Here is a 17,316-nt window from a genome sequence, read left to right as displayed (position 1 = left end):
CGCCTCCACCACGTCCACGTCCGCCGCCGACAACCGGGCGGACGCCAGCGCCTGCCGGATCACCCGCTGCTGCGACGGACCGTTCGGCGCGGTCAGACCATTGGACGCACCGTCCTGATTCACCGCGGAGCCACGCACCACCGCCAGCACCGGATGCCCGTTGCGCCGCGCGTCCGACAGCCGTTCCAGGACCAGGACGCCGGCGCCCTCGGACAGGGCCGTGCCGTCCGCCGCGTCGGCGAAGGACTTGGCGTGGCCGTCGGCGGCGAGGTTGCGCTGCCTGCTGAAGTCCACGAACGTGTCGACGGTCGACATCACGGACACACCGCCGGCCAGTGCCAGGGTGCACTCGCCCTGCCGCAGCGCCTGCGCGGCCAGGTGCAGCGCCACCAGGGACGACGAGCACGCCGTGTCGACGGTGAGCGTCGGGCCCTCCAGGCCGAGGGCGTAGGCGACCCGGCCGGAGGCCACACTGCCGAGGCTGCCGTTGCCGAGGTAGTCGCGCACGGACTCGGGGACGTGGCGGAGCCGGCTGCCGTAGTCGTGGTACATGACGCCGGCGAAGACGCCGGTGCGGCTGCCGCGCACGGAGTGCGGGTCGATTCCGGCCCGTTCCAGCGCCTCCCAGGACGTCTCCAGCAGCAGTCGCTGCTGCGGGTCCGTGGCCAGGGCCTCGCGCGGCCCGATGCCGAAGAAATCGGGGTCGAAGTCGGCCGCGTCGTACAGGAATCCGCCCGCCCGGGTGGAGGAGTGGCCGGCCTTGCCCGGTTCCGGGTCGTACAGGCCGTCCAGGTCCCAGCCGCGGTCGGTGGGGAAGGCTCCGATGCCGTCACCGCCGTCGGCGAGCAGCCGCCACAGCTCCTCGGGTGTGTCGACGCCGCCGGGGTAGCGGCAGGCCATGGCGACGATGGCGACCGGCTCGTCCGGTTTCCGCACGGATGCCTCGGCGGCCGTCTCGGCCCGGTCTCCGAGGAGTTCGCCCCGCAGGAGTCCCACGAGGGCGCCCGCGTCGGGGTAGTCGAAGACGAGGGTGGCGGGCAGGCGCAGGCCGACCGCGTTGCCGAGGCGGTTGCGCAGTTCCACGGCGGTCAGCGAGTCGAAGCCCAGCTCGCGGAAGGAGCGGCGCGGATCGAGCGTCATGTCACCGTCGTGGCCGAGGACGGCGGCGACGTGGGTGCGGACCAGTTCCGTGAGGGCCGCGTCGCGTTCGGCGGGGCCGAGGGCGGCCAGCCGGTCGGCGAACGACCCGGATTCCGCGCGGGAGGCCGCGGTACGGCGGGCGCGCGCGGGCACCAGGCCGCGCAGCACGGCCGGGACGTCGCCGGCGCGGCGCAGGACGGCCAGGCCCAGGCCGACCGGGAGCAGCAGCGGCTCGGCTGCGGCCAGGGCGGCGTCGAGCAGCCGCAGGCCCTCCTCGGTGGCCAGGGGGCGGACGCCCGCGCGGGCCATGCGGGCCACGTCGGCGTCGGTGAGGTGGGCGGTCAGCCCGGTGCGCTGCTCCCAGAATCCCCAGGCCAGCGAGTGCGCGGGCAGACCGTGGTGCCGGCGGTGGGCGGCCAGCGCGTCGAGGAAGGCGTTGGCGGCGGCGTAGCCGGACTGTCCGGCGCCGTCGACCGTGCCGGCGGCGGAGGAGAACAGCACGAACGCGGCGAGGCCGAGGTCGCGGGTCAGCTCGTGCAGGTGCCAGGCGGCGTCGGCCTTGGGGCGCAGTACGGCGTCCAGGCGCTCGGGCGTCTGGTCGGTCACCAGTCCGTCGTCGAGGACGCCGGCGAGGTGGACGACGGCGGTCAGCGGACGCTCGGCCGGTACGTCGGCGAGGAGCCGGGCCAGTTGGTCGCGGTCGGAGGCGTCGCAGCGGGCGACGACGATCTCCGCGTCCAGGTCGGCGAAGTCGTCGGCGGCGGTGCCGCCGCGCCCGGCCAGCACCAGGCGGCGCACGCCGTGCGCGGCGACCAGGTGCCGGGTGACGAGGGCACCGAGCACGCCGGTGCCGCCGGTGATCAGCACGGTGCCGTCGGGGTCGAGGGCGGGCGTCTGTCCTGCCGGGGTGGCGCGGGCGAGCCGGGGCACGTGCACGGTGCCGTCACGCAGGGCGAGTTGGGGCTCCTCGGTGGCCACGGCGAGGGCCACCGCGGCTTCGGCGTCGGCGCCGTCCACGAGCGCGAACCGGCCGGGGTGTTCGCCCTGCGCGGCCCTGACCAGGCCCCACACGGCGGCTCCCGCGAGATCGGTGACGTCCTCCTCCCCCACCGCGACGGCCCCCCGTGTGAGCACCAGCAGCCGTGCGGAGGCGGTGCGTTCGTCGGCCAGCCACCGCTGTACGGCGGCCAGCACCCGCTCGGTCGCCCGGCGCACCCCGGTGACCGGGTCGGTGTCACCGGCCGGCAGCGGGTCGGCGTCACCGGCCCGCAGCACCACCCAGGCGGGCACGGTGTCCAGCGCGACCGGGTCCTGTCCGTCCAGGACGACGTATCCGGGCGCGGGCGCCTCGGGGACGGGCAGCGCCGGCCAGTCCAGGCGGTACAGGTCGTCCGGGCGGGCGGCCGGGGTGAGGGCGGCCGGGTCGACGGGCCGGGAGACGAGGGCCTCGACCTCGGCGACCGGGGCGCCCGTGGGGTCGGCGAGCTGGAGGGTGAGCGTCTCTGCGCCCTGCAGCCGGACACGCAGGGCGGTGGCGCCGGCCGCGTACAGCGAGACACCGGTCCAGGCGAAGGGCAGCCGGGCGGTGGCCTGACCGTCGGTGGAGGGGCCGTCGGCCGGGGAGCCCTCGGCGGCGAGGCCGTCGGCGTGCAGGGCGGCGTCGAACAGGGCCGGGTGCAGGGCGAAACCCTCGCGCTCCACCGGTAGTTCGACCTCGGCGAAGGTCTCGTCGCCGCGCCGCCAGACCGCGCGCAGCCCCTGGAAGGCGGGCCCGTAGTCGTAGCCGAGGCCGGCCAGACGGTCGTAGGCGTCCTCGGCCGGTACCGGCTGGGCGCCCTGGGGCGGCCAGGCCGTCAGGTCGAAGGACGGCGGGGCCGTCTGCGGGGCGAGCAGGCCGGTGGCGTGCAGGGTCCAGGCCGTGTCGTCGGCGCCCTCGGGGCGGGAGTGGACGGTCAGCGCGCGGTGTCCGCCGTCGTCGGCGGCGGCCACGTGCAGCTGGAGCTGGACCGCGCCCCGTTCGGGCAAGGTCAGCGGTGCCTGGAGGGTCAGTTCGGCGAGGTGCCCGCAGCCGAGGTCGTGGCCCGCGCCGAGCGCCAGCTCGACCAGGGCGGTGCCGGGCAGCAGGGTGGTGCCGGACACGGCGTGGTCGGCCAGCCAGGGTGCGGTGGCGGTGGAGAGGCGGCCGGTGAACAGGGTGCCGCCCTCGGCGACCGGGACGGCGGCGCCCAGCAGCGGGTGGCCGGTGGTGTCCAGGCCGGCGGCGGTGACGTCACCGGTGGCCGCGGACCGGCCCAGCCAGTACCGCTCGCGCTGGAAGGCGTAGGTGGGCAGGTCGGCGGCGCGGACCGGCATGCCGTCGAACACGGCCGACCAGTCGACCGGGACGCCCGCGACGAAGGCCTCGCCCAGGGCGGTCAGGACACGCTCGGGGCCTCCGTCGTCGCGGCGCAGCGAGCCGAGACCGGTGACGTCGGCGCCCGCGGCGTCGGCGGTCTCCTCGATGCTGTGCAGCAGCACGGGGTGCGGGCTGCACTCCACGAACACCCCGTACCCCGCGTCGAGCAGCGTGCGGGTGGTGGGTTCGAACAGCACGCTCTGGCGCAGGTTGGTGTACCAGTAGCCGGCGTCCAGGCGGGTGGTGTCGAGCCGGGCGCCGGTGACGGTGGAGTAGAACGGCACCTCGGCGGGCCGGGCCTGGATGCCCGCCAGGTCGGCGAGCAGCCGCTCCCGGATCGACTCGACGTGCGCGCAGTGCGAGGCGTAGTCCACGGGGAGCCGCTTGGCGCGGTCGCCGCCGGCCACGACGGTCTCGCGGAGTTCGTCCAGGGCGTCGGCGTCGCCGGACAGCACCGCGGAGGAGGCGCCGTTGACGGCGGCCACCGCGACCCGGCCGTCGTAGGGCGCTATGAGCTCGCGCACCCGGGCCTCGGGCAGCGCCACCGACATCATGCCGCCACGGCCGGAGAGTTCGCGGGCGATGGCCTGGCTGCGCAGGGCGACGACGCGGGCGCCGTCGGCGAGGGAGAGCGCGCCGGCCACGCAGGCGGCGGCGATCTCGCCCTGGGAGTGGCCGATGACGGCGGCGGGCCGGACCCCGTGGGAGCGCCACACCTCGGCGAGCGACACCATGATCGCCCACAGCACGGGCTGGACGACGTCCACCCGCTCCAGCGGCTGCCGGGCCCGCACGGTCTCGACGAGGTCCCAGTCGGTGACGGGTGCGAGGGCGGCGGCGCAGTCGGCCATGCGCGCGGCGAACACGGGTGAGGTGTCGAGCAGGTCGGCGGCCATCCCGGCCCACTGGGAGCCCTGGCCGGGGAAGACGAAGGCGATCCGGGACTCCGCCGCCGGCCTGCCGCGCACCACGTTCGGCGCGGTGCCGCCCTCGGCGAGGGCGGTCAGGCCCGCGGTGAGGGCGGGCAGGTCGGCGCCGGTGACGACGGCCCGCTCGGTGAGTGCGGCACGGCCGGTGGCGAGGGTGTGGGCGACGTCGGGGACGGGGTCGGTGCCGGTGGTGAGGTGGTCCAGCAGGCTGCGGGCCTGGGCGGCGAGGCCCTGTTCGCCGTGGCCGGACAGCACCAGCGGCAGCGGTCCGGTCCAGGCGGGCTCCTGCGCGCGGGCCTCGGGGTCGGGCGCGGCCTCGACGATGACGTGGGCGTTGGTGCCGCTGATGCCGAAGGAGGAGACGGCGGCGCGGCGGGGCTCGCCGTCTGCGGGCCAGTCGCGGGCCTCCTTCAGCAGTTCGACGGCGCCCTCCTCCCAGTCGACCTGGGAGGTCGGCCGTTCGGCGTGCAGGGTCCTGGGCAGCCGGCCGTGCCGGATGGCCATCACCATCTTGATGACACCGGCGACACCGGCGGCGGCCTGGGTGTGCCCGATGTTGGACTTGACCGAGCCCAGCCACAGCGGTTCGGCGCGGCCCTGGCCGTAGGTGGCCAGCAGCGCCTGGGCCTCGATCGGGTCGCCCAGCGGGGTGCCGGTGCCGTGTGCCTCGACGGCGTGCACCTGGCGGGGTTCCAGGCGGGCGTCGGCGAGGGCGGCGCGGATGACCCGCTGCTGGGAGGGGCCGTTGGGGGCGGTGAGGCCGTTGGAGGCGCCGTCCTGGTTGACGGCGGAGCCGCGCACCACGGCGAGGACGCGGTGGCCGTTGCGCCGGGCGTCGCCGAGCCGTTCCAGCAGGAGCAGGCCGGCGCCCTCGCCCCAGCCGGTGCCGTCCGCGCCCTCCGCGAAGGACTTGCAGCGGCCGTCCAGCGCGAGCCCGCGCTGACGGGAGAAGTCGATGAAGGTGTCCGGGGTGGACATGACCGTGACGCCGCCCGCGAGAGCGAGGTCGCACTCGCCGGTGCGCAGTGCCTGCACCGCGAGGTGGAGGGCGACGAGCGAGGACGAGCAGGCGGTGTCGACGGTGACGGCGGGCCCTTCCAGGCCGAGGGTGTAGGACACGCGGCCGGAGGCGACGCTGCCCAGGTTGCCGTTGCCGAGGTAGCCCTCCACGCCCTCCGGCACCTCGGTGAGCCAGCTGCCGTAGTCGTGGTACATGACGCCCGCGTAGATGCCGGTGCGGCTGCCCTTGAGGGTGTGCGGGTCGATGCCGGCGCGTTCGAAGGCCTCCCAGGAGGTCTCCAGCAGCAGCCGCTGCTGCGGGTCCATGGCGATGGCCTCGCGCGGGCTGATGCCGAAGAAGCCGGGGTCGAACCGCGGCGCGTCGTACAGGAACCCGCCCTCGCGCACATGGGTCCTGCCGGGGGCGTCGGGGTCGGGGTCGTAGATGCCCTCGACGTCCCAGCCGCGGTCCCCGGGGAAGTCGCCGACGGCGTCCGTGCCGGTGTCGACCAGCTCCCACAGCTGTTCGGGGGTGGTGACGCCGCCGGGGTAGCGGCAGCTCATGGCGACGATCGCGACGGGCTCCCGCGCCTCGTCGGTGAGCTGGGCGTTCTGCCGGCGCAGCCGCTCGTTCTCGAGCAATGACTCGCGCAGCGCCTCGACGATCTGCTCGACGGATGTGTCCACGGTCGGTGTCGCTCCCTGTTGGTTCGGCGGCGCTGGTGACGCGGTGGAGGTGCGCCGGTACGGGGGCCCGGTGCCGGACGCGGCGCGTCGTCCGGCACCGGGGCGGGTCACTGGGTGCCGCTGCGGTCGAGCGCGGCGCGCACCAGGTCGGCGACGGCCATGGACTTGATGTCCAGGGCGCGGTCGGCGGGGGCGGGGGCCGGGGCCTGCTCGGACAGCTTCAACAGGCCGTCGAGCAGGCCGGCTTCCCGGATGCGGGCGACGGGGATGCGGGAGATCAGGGCGCGCAGTTCGTCGTCGCCGTGCGCGGCGGCCGGGGGCTCGGGGTCCGCGGTGTCCGGGAGGAGCCGTTCGAGGAGGTGGCCGGCGAGGGCCGCAGGGGTGGCGTAGTCGAAGATCAGCGTGGACGGCAGGCGCAGTCCGCAGACCGCGTTCAGCCGGTTGCGCAGTTCGACGGCGGCGAGCGAGTCGAAGCCGAGCTCGGTGAAGGCGCGGCGCGGTTCGACGGCGGCCGGTCCGGCGTGGCCGAGGACGGCGGCGACCTCGGTGCGGACCGCCTCCAGGACGGTGTGCTCGTGGTCGGCGGCGGGGAGTCCGGCCAGCCGCTCGCCCAGGGTGCGGGCCCGGTCGTCGCCGTCCGCGCGGGTGGTGAGGCCGGCGAGGGCCCGCAGCACGGCCGGGACGTCGTCGCCGCGCCGGCGCAGGGCCGCGGTGTCCAGCCGTACCGGTACCAGGGCGGGGCTGGCGGTGGCCACGGCGGCGTCGAACAGCTCCAGTGCCTCGTCCGGGTCGAGCGCGCCGATGCCGGAGCGTTCGATGCGCTGGACCCCGGCCTGGTCGAGGGCGGCGCCCATGCCGCCGCCGGACCACAGTCCCCAGGCGAGGGAGGTGGCGGGCAGGCCGAGCCCGGCGCGGTGGGCGGCCAGCGCGTCGAGGAAGACGTTGGCGGCGGCGTAGTTGCCCTGGCCGGAGGCGTCGAGGGTGCCGGCGGCCGAGGAGAACAGCACGAAGTGGGACAGCTCCCGGTCCAGGGTGAGCTCGTGCAGATGCCAGGCGGCGTCGGCCTTGGGCCGCAGCACGGTGTCCAGACGCTCCGGGGTCAGCGAGCCGACCAGGCCGTCGTCCAGGACGCCTGCGGTGTGGACGACGCTGTCGACGGGGTGTGCGGTGAGCAGGGCGGCGAGCGCGGCGCGGTCGGACACGTCGCAGGCGACGATCTCGGCCTCGGCGCCCCGTTCCGCCAGGTCCGCGCGCAGGGCGGCGGCGCCGGGCGCCTCGGGTCCGCGGCGGCTGGTGAGCACCAGGCGGGTGACGCCGTGCCGGGTGGCCAGGTGGCGGGCGACGAGCGCGCCGAGTCCGCCGGTGCCGCCGGTGACGAGGACGGTGCCCCACGGGCGGTCCTTCGCCGGGGAGTCGTCGGCGCGCGCCAGGCGCGGCGCGTGCGCGCGGCCGTCCCGCCAGCGGACCTCCGGCTCCCCGGTGTCGAGGAGGGCGGCGAGTGCGGCGCGGTCCGGTACGGGGCCGTCGGGGCCGGTCCGTACGACGAGGAGGATCCGGCCGGGGTCCTCGGCCTGCGCGGCCCGCACCAGGCCGTGCACGGCGGCGTCGGCGAGGCCGCCGCCGGTGAGGACCACCAGCACGGACCCGGCGTACCGGTCGTCGGCCGACCAGGCGCGCAGGGTCTGGAGGGTGCGGCCGAGCACGGTCCGCACGGCGCCGGGCAGTTGCTCTCCGTCGGCGCGCGGCGCGGTGACCGGCAGGATCACCACGTCGGGGACGGAGGCGCCGAGCGCGTCCAGGCCGGCGTGCACGGGGACGCCGAGACCCAGGTCGTCGTCGCCGAGCACCGCCCAGGTACGGCGGTCCGGGCGCCCGGCGGCCTCGGGCAGCGGTTCGTCGGTGACGGCGTAGAGGTGGCGCCGCCGCTGGGTGAGCCGGTCGGCGGTGACGGGCCGGGTGACGTACGACGCGACGGTGGCGAGGGGACGGCCCTCGCCGTCCGCGAGGTCGATGCGGGTGCCGTCGGTGCCGGGGGTGACGCGGACGCGGGCGGTGAGGCCGCCCTGGCCGTGCAGGGCGACGCCGGTCCAGGCGAAGGGCAGGGCGATGCCGTCGGTGCTCCCGTCCGGTTCGCCGTCCACGAGGGACGTGACGTGCAGGGCGGAGTCCAGCAGGGCCGGGTGCAGGGCGTGCCGGGCGGCGTCCTGCCGTGCGGAGTCGGGCAGTTCGAGTTCGGCGAGGAGCTGGTCGCCGTGCCGCCAGGCGGCCTTGACGCCCCGGAAGACCGGGCCGTAGTCGTAGCCCTCGGCGTGCAGGCGCGGGTAGAGGCCGGTGACGTCGAGCGGGGTGGCGCCGGGCGGTGGCCAGGCGCCGGGCGCGGGCGGGGGCGCGGTGGCGGGGCCGGTGAGGGTGCCGGTGGCGTGCCGGGTCCATCCCTCGTCCGCCGGGGCGTTCTCGGGGCGTGAGTGGATCTCGACGGTGCCGTCGGGGCCGGTGGCGACCTGGAGGTGTACGGCGGTGTCCACGGCCAGCACCAGCGGGGTCTGGAGGGTCAGTTCGTCCAGGACGGGGCGTCCGGTGAGGCGTCCGGCGTGCAGGGCGAGGTCGACCAGCGCGGCGCCGGGCACCAGGACCGTGCCCAGCACGGCGTGCTCGGCGAGGACGGGGTGGGTGGCGGTGGAGATCCGGCCGGTGAGCAGGGTGCCGCCGTCGCCGGGCAGGTCCAGGCGGGCGCTGACCAGCGGGTGGCCGGCGGCGGCGAGCCCGTGCCCGGCGGCGTCACCGACGGCGACGGCGGGCGTGGGCAGCCAGTACCGGCGGTGCTCGAAGGCGTAGGTGGGCAGCTCGACCCGGCGGCCCTCGTACGTCTGGTACAGCGCCGCCCAGTCGACGTCGAAGCCCCGGGTGTGCACGGCGGCCAGGGCGGCCAGCAGGCCGGGCAGCGGGTCGGTGTCCTTCCGGCCGGCCGGGACGAACGCGGTGTGCTGGGCGTCCGGCAGGCAGTCGGGGCCCAGGGCGGTCAGGACGGGTGCGGCACCCAGTTCGAGGAAGGTGTCGGCGCCCTTCGCGGCCAGCGTGGTGACGGCGTCGGCGAAGCGCACGGTCTGCCGCACGTGCCGTACCCAGTAGTCGGCGGAGCCGAGTTCGGCGGCGGTGGCCGGGGCGCCGGTGAGGGTGGAGACGATCGGCACGGCCGGTTCGGCGGCCTCGATGCCGGTCATGACCTCCCGGAACGCGGCCAGCATGGGCTCCATGCGGGGCGAGTGGAACGCGTGCGAGACGCGCAGTCTGCGGGTCGTCGTGAAGTGCGCGGCGACCTCGGTGACGGCGTCCTCGTCGCCGGAGACGACCACGGCGCGGGGACCGTTGACGGCGGCGACCCCGCACCGCCCGTCCAGCAGCACCGTCACCTCCTCCTCGGCGGCCTGTACGGCGATCATCGCGCCGCCCTCGGGCAGCGCCTGCATGAGCCGGCCCCGGGCGGCGACCGCGGTGACGGCGTCCGGCAGCGACCACACGCCGGCGACGTGCGCGGCGGCGAACTCGCCGACGGAGTGGCCGGCCAGCCAGTCGGGGCGCAGCCCGAAGGACTCCAGCAGCCGGTAGAGCGCGACCTGGGTGGTGAACAGCGCGGCCTGGGTGTAGGCGGTCTGCTCCAGGGTCTCGGGGTCGTCGCCGAACACGACCTCGGCCAGGGGCCGTTCGAGGTGCTTGTCGAAGAGGGCGGCGGCGCGGTCGAAGTGCTCGGCGTAGACCGGGAAGGCGTCGTACCAGTCGCGACCCATGCCGGGGCGCTGGGCGCCCTGACCGGAGAACAGGTAGGCCAGGGTGCCGTCGGTGGCGGAGCCGGTGACGAGCAGCCCGGGTGCCTCGGTGCCGTGGGCCAGGGCGTCCAGCGCGGCGGCGGCCTGGTCGTCGCCGGTGGTGAGGAGCACGGCGCGGTGCGGGTGGGTGCCGCGGGTGGTGGCCAGGGCCAGGCCGAGGTCGGCCGCGGTGGTGCCGGTCAGCTCGCGCAGGCGCCGGGCCTGGCCGCGCAGGGCCTCGGGCGAGCGGGCGGAGACGGGCAGGGCGAGCACCGGCGGGGCGGTGGCGGGGTCCGGCTCGGCGGGCTCCGGCTCGGGGAACTCCTCCAGGATCACATGGGCGTTGGTGCCGCTGATTCCGAAGGACGACACGCCGGCGCGGCGCGGCCGGTCGGGGGACGGCCACGGTCGCCGCTCGGTGAGCAGCCGCACCGCGCCCGCGTCCCAGTCGACCTGGGGGGACGGCGCGTCGACGTGCAGGGTCTTCGGCAGGACCCCGTTGCGCATCGCCATCACCATCTTGATGACACCGGCGACACCGGCGGCGGCCTGGGTGTGCCCCATGTTGGACTTGACGGAGCCCAGCCACAGCGGCTCGGCGCGGTCCTGCCCGTAGGCGACGAGCAGCGCCTGGGCCTCGATCGGGTCGCCGAGGGTGGTGCCCGTGCCGTGTGCCTCGACGGCGTCGACGTCGGATGGGCCGAGCCCGGCGGCGGCCAGCGCGGCGCGGATGACGCGCTGCTGGGAGGGGCCGTTGGGGGCGGTGAGGCCGTTGGAGGCGCCGTCGGAGTTGACGGCGGAGCCACGGACCAGGGCGAGCACGTGGTGGCCGTTGCGGCGCGCGTCGGAGAGCCGTTCGACGACGAGCACGCCGGCGCCCTCGCCCCAGCCGGTGCCGTCGGCCGCGGCGGCGAAGGACTTGCAGCGGCCGTCGGCGGCCAGCCCGCGCTGCCGGGCGAAGTCGATGAACGTGTCCGGCGTCGACATGACGGTCACGCCACCGACCAGGGCGAGGTCGCACTCTCCCTGCCGCAGCGCCTGGGCCGCCAGGTGCAGGGTGACCAGGGAGGAGGAGCAGGCGGTGTCGACGGTGACGGCCGGTCCCTCCAGGCCGAGGGCGTAGGCGACCCGGCCGGAGACGACGCTGCCTAGGCTGCCGTTGCCGAGGTAGGCGGCGAGGTCCTCGGGCACGTCGGCGAGCCAGGTGCCGTAGTCGTGGTACATGACGCCCGCGAACACGCCGGTGCGGGAGCCGCGCAGCCGGTGCGGGTCGATGGCGGAGCGTTCCAGGGCTTCCCAGGACACCTCCAGGAGCAGCCGCTGCTGCGGGTCCATGGCGGTGGCCTCGCGGGGGCTGATGCCGAAGAAGCCGGCGTCGAACTCGGCCGCGTCGTACAGGAAGGCACCCTCGCGGGTGTAGGTGCGGCCGGGGGTGCCCGGCTCGGGGTCGTACAGCGCCTCGGTGTCCCAGCCGCGGTCCGCCGGGAAGTCCCCGACCGCGTCGACGCCGTCGGCGACGAGCCGCCACAGGTCCTCCGGGGAGCGGACCCCACCGGGGTAGCGGCAGCTCATGCCGACGATGGCGATGGGGTCGTCGTCCGGTGCGGTGCGGGTGGCGACGGCGGGGGTGTCCTGCGGGCCGGTGCCGAAGAGAATGTCGCGGACGTACTCGGCGAGGGCGCGGGAAGTGGGGTGGTCGAAGACCAGGGTGGCGGGCAGCCGCAGCCCGGTGGCGGCACCCAGCCGGTTGCGCAGCTCCACGGCGGCCAGCGAGTCGAAGCCGAGGTCGGTGAAGGCCCGGCCGGGGTCGATGGCGGACGGCCCGTCGTGCCGGAGCACGGCCGCGACCTCGGTGCGCACCAGGTCCAGCAGGGCGCGGTCGCGGTCGGCGACGGGCAGCGCCGCGAGCCGTCCGTCCGTGGCCGTGGCGGGCGCGCCGCTCGCGGCGGCGCGGCGGGTGACCGGGCGGACCAGGCCGGTCAGCAGCGGCGGTGTGCCGTCGGGGCGGCGGCGTACGGCGGCGGCGTCGATCTCGACGGGCACGAGGTGCGGCGCGCGGGAGCGGACGGCTGCGTCGAACAGCTCCAGGGAGCGGGCGGCTGACAGGCCGGGGACGCCGTAGGCCGCGATGCGCTCCCGGGCGGCCTCGTCCAGTGCGGCGCCCATGCCGCTGTCGGTGTCCCACAGGCCCCAGGCGAGCGCGGTGGCGGGCAGACCGAGGGTGGCGCGGTGCTCGGCGAGGGCGTCGAGGTAGGCGTTGGCGGCGGCGTAGTTGCCCTGGCCGGGGCCGTCGAGGAGCGCGGCGAGGGAGGAGAACAGCACGAAGTGCGCGAGGTCGCGGTCCCGGGTCAGCTCGTGCAGGTGCCAGGCGCCCAGCGCCTTGGCGTGGAAGACCTCGTCCACCATCGCGTCGGTGAGGGTGTCCACGACCCCGTCGCGGACGGTGCCCGCCGCGTGGACGACGGAGTCGACGGGGTGCTCGTCGAGCAGGCGGCGCAGCGCCTCGCGGTCGCCCACGTCGCAGGCGGCCACGGTCACCTCGGCGCCGAGCGCGGTGAGTTCGGCGTGCAGCTCCGGGGCCGTGCCGCGGCGGCCGGCGAGCACCAGGCGGGTGACGCCGTGGGCGCGGACCAGGTGCCGGGCGAGCAGCGCGCCCAGCCCGCCGGTGCCGCCGGTGACGAGGACGGTGCCCCAGTCGGGGACGGCGTGGTCTCCGGAGGGCTGGGCGGTCAGTCTGGGCACGCTGAACGCGCCGTCGGCGAGGGACAGTTCGGGTTCGCTGCTGGCGAGGGCCTGGCGCAGGCCGGCCTCGCCGGGCAGCTCCTCGTGCTCGACGAGGACGTACCGGCCGGGGTTCTCCGCCTGGGCGGACCGGACGAGGCCGCGGACGGCCGCGTGGGCGGGGCTGCCGGGCGGGGTGACGACGACGAGCCGGGTGCCGGCCAGGCGCGCGTCCGTCTGCCAGGTGCGCAGCAGCCGCAGGACGTGGTGGACGTGGGCGCGCGCCGCGGTGGCTCCGGCGACCGCGGGGCCGGGCACGCGGTGCACGACGGCGTCCGGGGCGGGGCCGTCGAGCAGGGCGTCCACGGAGTCCGTGAGGACGGCGGTGCGCGGGGGCGGTGCGGTGGTCGCCGGTCGGGGGTACGGCGACCACCGCACCGCGTACAGGACGTCGCCCGCCGGTACGGGACGGGAGGCCAGGGCCTCGATGTCGGCCACCGGGGCGCCGGTGGCGTCGGCGAGGTGCAGGCCGATGGTGTCGCCGCCGGCGCGGGTGATCTTCACGCGGAGGGCGGCCGCGCCGGTGGCGTGCAGGGTGACGCCGGTCCAGGCGAACGGCACCAGGACCTCGGGGCGCGGCGGGGCGTCGAGGTCGGCGGCGTGCAGCGCGGCGTCGAGCAGCGCCGGGTGCAGACCGAACTCAGCGGCTCTGGTGGCCTCGTCGCCGGGCAGGGCGACCTCGGCGTAGACGTCGTCGCCGTGCCGCCAGGCGGCGCGCAGGCCCTGGAAGGCCGGTCCGTACCCGTAGCCCTGGTCGGCGAGGTCGGCGTAGACGCGGGCGGTGTCGAGCGGCCGTGCGTCCCGCGGTGGCCACACGGTCAGGTCGGCCGTGGCGGCGGAGGCGGTGGTGGTGAGGACTCCGGCGGCGTGCTGGGTCCAGGGGGCGGCTTCGTCGGCGCGGGTGTGGACCGTGACGGGGCGGCGGCCGGTCTCGTCGGGTTCGCCCACGGCGACCTGGACGGCGACGTCCTCGTCGGCGCGCAGCACGAGCGGGGCGCCGAGGGTCAGTTCCTCCAGGGTGTGCGCGCCGACGTGCTCGCCGGCGCGCAGGGCGAGTTCGACGAAGGCGGTGCCGGGGAACAGCACCCGCCCGGCGATGACGTGGTCGGCGAGCCAGGGCTGGGTCCGGGTGGACAGCCGTCCGGTGAGTACGACGCCCTCGGCGCCGACGGCGACCACGGCGGCCAGCAGCGGGTGGCCGGCCGGGAGCTGGCCGAGGCCGGCGGCGTCGGTGGCGGCGCGCTGCTCCAGCCAGAAGCGGCGGCGCTGGAACGGGTAGGGGGGCAGGTCGATCCGGCGCCCGCCGAGGCCGGTGAAGTGCCGCCGCCAGTCGACGGGGACGCCGCGGGCGTGGGCGGCGGCGAGCGCGCCGACGGCCGCGCGGGCCTCGGGCCGCTCGCGCCGCAGCACCGGCAGGAAGGCGGTGCCGGGTGCGTCGGTGCAGTCGGGGCCCAGCGCGGTCAGCACGGCGTCGGGGCCGACCTCCAGGAAGGTGCGGACCCCGGCGTCGGCGAGGGCGCGGACGGCGTCGTGGAAGCGGACCCGGGCGCGGACGTGCTCCACCCAGTACTCGGGGTCGCACAGCTCGGTGGTGACGGGCCCGCCGGTGACGGTGGAGACCACAGGAAGTTTGGGCTCGGCGAAGTCGAGGACGTTCACCACGCTCCGGAACTCGGCCAGCATCGGTTCCATCAGCGGCGAGTGGAAGGCGTGGCTGACCCGCAGCCGCTTGGTGTCGTGGCCGCGCGCGGCGAGTTCGGCGGCGATGCGCTCCACGTCGTCCGCGTCGCCGGAGACCACGACGGTGGCGGGCCCGTTGACGGCGGCGATACCGGTGCGCGGGGTGAGCAGCGGCGCCACCTCGTCCTCGGGGGCGCGTACGGCGACCATGGCGCCGCCCTCGGGGAGCCGCTGCATGAGCCGGCCGCGGGCGGCGACCAGGATCGTCGCGTCCTGGAGGGTGAGCACGCCTGCCACGTGCGCGGCGGCGATCTCGCCGACGGAGTGCCCGGCGAGCTGGTCCGGGGCGAGGCCCCAGCTCTCCAGGAGCCGGTGGAGGGCGACCTCCACGGCGAACAGGGCGGGCTGCGCGTACTCCGTGCGGTGCAGCAGCTCGGCCTCGGGGGTGCCGGGCGCGGCGAACAGGACGTCCGTCAGCGGCCGGTCGAGCTGGAGGTCGAAGTGGGCGCAGACGTCGTCCAGGGCGTCGGCGAACACCGGGTAGACGGCGGCCAGTTCGCGGCCCATGCCGATCCGCTGGCTGCCCTGCCCGGTGAACAGGAAGGCCAGCTCGCCGTCGACGCGCCCGCTGAGGGGCGTGACCCCGGAGGCCAAGTCCCGCAGCGCAGACCGCAGTTCGTCGCGGTCCGCGGCGACGAGGACGGCACGGTCGCCCAGGGCGGCCCGGGTGGTGGCCAGCGAGTGCGCGAGGTCCAGCGGGTCGGCCTCGTCCACGAGGGGCAGCAGATCGGCGGCACGGGCACGCAGGGCGGCTTCGCCGCGGGCAGACAGTGTGAAGGGCAGGGGGGTGCCGGGGGGCGGGGCGGGACGGGTGTCGGCGTCGGCGGTCTCGGGTGTGGACCCCTGGTGCACCGGAATGCCGGTCTCCGCGGACTCCGGCCGTCGGGAGGGGGCGCTGCCCGAGGGCTCCGGCGGACCGGAGTGACCGCCATCGGCGGGCGCCGGCACCGGAAGCCCGGAACCCGCGGTCTCCGGCCGCACCGGAAGCCCGCCGCCCGCACCCGCGTCCGTGTCGCCGTCCGCGCCCTCCGGCCGCGGAGCAAGCCCCGTGTCCGAACGCACCGAACGACCGCCGTCAGCGCCCTGTGACGGCGTCTGAAGGCCGCCACCGGCGACGCCGTCCTCGCTCCGCGACGGCACCGGCCGCGCCGGGAGACCGGCGTCCGCAGGATCCGGCTCCTCCAGGATGACGTGGGCGTTGGTTCCACTGACGCCGAACGACGACACGCCCGCTCGCCGGGGCCGGCCGGAGTGCGGCCAGGCGCGTTCCTCGGTGACGAGTTCCACGGCGCCGGAGGACCAGTTGACGTTCGGGGTGGGGGCGTCGACGTGCAGGGTCGCCGGTACGCGGCCGTGCCGCATGGCGAGGATCGTCTTGATCATGCCGGCGGCACCGGCAGCGGCCTGGGTGTGCCCGAGGTTGGACTTGACCGAGCCGAGCAGCAGCGGGGCGCCGTCGGGCCGGCCCCGGCCGTAGGTGGCGAGGAGCGCGGTCGCCTCGATGGGGTCGCCGAGCCGGGTGCCGGTGCCGTGCGCCTCGACCACGTCGACGTCGGCGGCGGTGAGGCCGGCGTCGGCGAGTGCCCGGCGGATCAGCCGCTGCTGGGAGGCGCCGTTGGGTGCGGTGAGCCCGTTCGAGGCGCCGTCCTGGTTCACGGCCGAGCCGCGCACGAGGGCCAGGACGCGGTGCCCGTTGCGGCGGGCGTCGCTCAGCCGCTCCAGGACGAGCACGCCGACGCCCTCGGCGAATCCGGTGCCGTCCGCGGCGGCGGCGAACGCCTTGCAGCGGCCGTCGGGCGCGAGGCCGCGCTGCCGGCTGAAGGCCGTGAACACACCCGGGCCGCCCATGACGGCGACACCGCCGGCGAGCGCCAGCGAGGACTCGCCCTGGCGCAGCGAACGGCACGCCAGGTGGACGGCGACCAGGGAGGCGGAGCACGCGGTGTCGACGGTGACGGCCGGTCCCTCGGCGCCCAGCACGTAGGCGACCCGGCCGGAGATGACACTGTTCGCGTTACCGGCGAGCAGATAGGCGTCGAGCCCGTCGGGGGCGTCGTGCAGGCGCGGCCCGTACTCCTGCACCTCGGCGCCGAAGAACATGCCGGCCGAGGTGCCGCGCAGCCCCGTGGGGTCGATGCCTGCGTCCTCCAGGGCCTGCCAGGACGTCTCCAGGACGAGCCGCTGCTGCGGGTCCATGCCGAGCGCCTCGCGCGGGCTGATGCCGAAGAAGTCGGCGTCGAACTCGGTGGCGGTGTCGAGGAATCCGCCGCTGCGCACGTAGGCGCTGCCGGGCACCTCGGGGTCCTCGTCGAAGAGGGCGTCCAGGTCCCAGCCGCGGTCCTGCGGGAAGCCGGACAGCACCTCGCCGCCCTCGGTGAGCAGCCGCCACAGGTCGGCGGGCGAGGAGATGCCGCCGGGGAAGCGGCAGCCGATGCCGACGACCGCGACGGGCTCGTCGGCCCTGCCGTCGGCGGCCGGCTCGTCGGGGGCGTCCGTCGTGCCGTGCGCCTCGGCGAGCAGCCGGGCCGCCAGGTCGTGCACGGTCGGGCAGTCGTAGGCGAGACCGACCGGCAGGTCGAGGCCGGTCCGCTCGGTCAGCCGCCGGTGCAGGTCGACGGCGGCGAGCGAGTCGAGTCCCTGCGCGGCGAACGGGGCGGCCGGGTCGAGGGCGTCCAGCGTGCCCGGCCGGGCCGCTTCGATCGCCTCGGTCACGGCGGTGCGCACCAGTTCGGTCACCAGCCTGCGGTGCTGGGACGGTACGGCCGTGGCGAGCCGTCGTGCCAGAGCTGAGTCGGTTCCGGGCCCGTTCATCCACGCATCTCCACTTTCGGCCGACACCGGT

At 76.5% G+C, this 17,316-nt stretch carries 2 protein-coding genes; both read right to left on the bottom strand.

Annotated elements, in window-relative coordinates; translation table 11 throughout:
* On the bottom strand, positions 1–6,150 hold a 6,150-nt coding region (locus OO52_RS40695; protein ID WP_030656359.1), incomplete at its 3' end, for a type I polyketide synthase.
* A gap of 107 nt (positions 6,151–6,257) precedes the next feature.
* A complete protein-coding gene (locus OO52_RS40690; protein WP_030656358.1) occupies positions 6,258–17,285 on the bottom strand; it encodes a type I polyketide synthase in 11,028 nt (3,675 codons plus the stop codon).
* Positions 17,286–17,316: the final 31 nt, after the last annotated feature.

This window comes from Streptomyces flaveolus (assembly GCF_000716535.1).
GTDB lineage: Bacteria > Actinomycetota > Actinomycetes > Streptomycetales > Streptomycetaceae > Streptomyces > Streptomyces flaveolus_A.
This window is presented reverse-complemented; position numbering and strand designations above follow the sequence as displayed.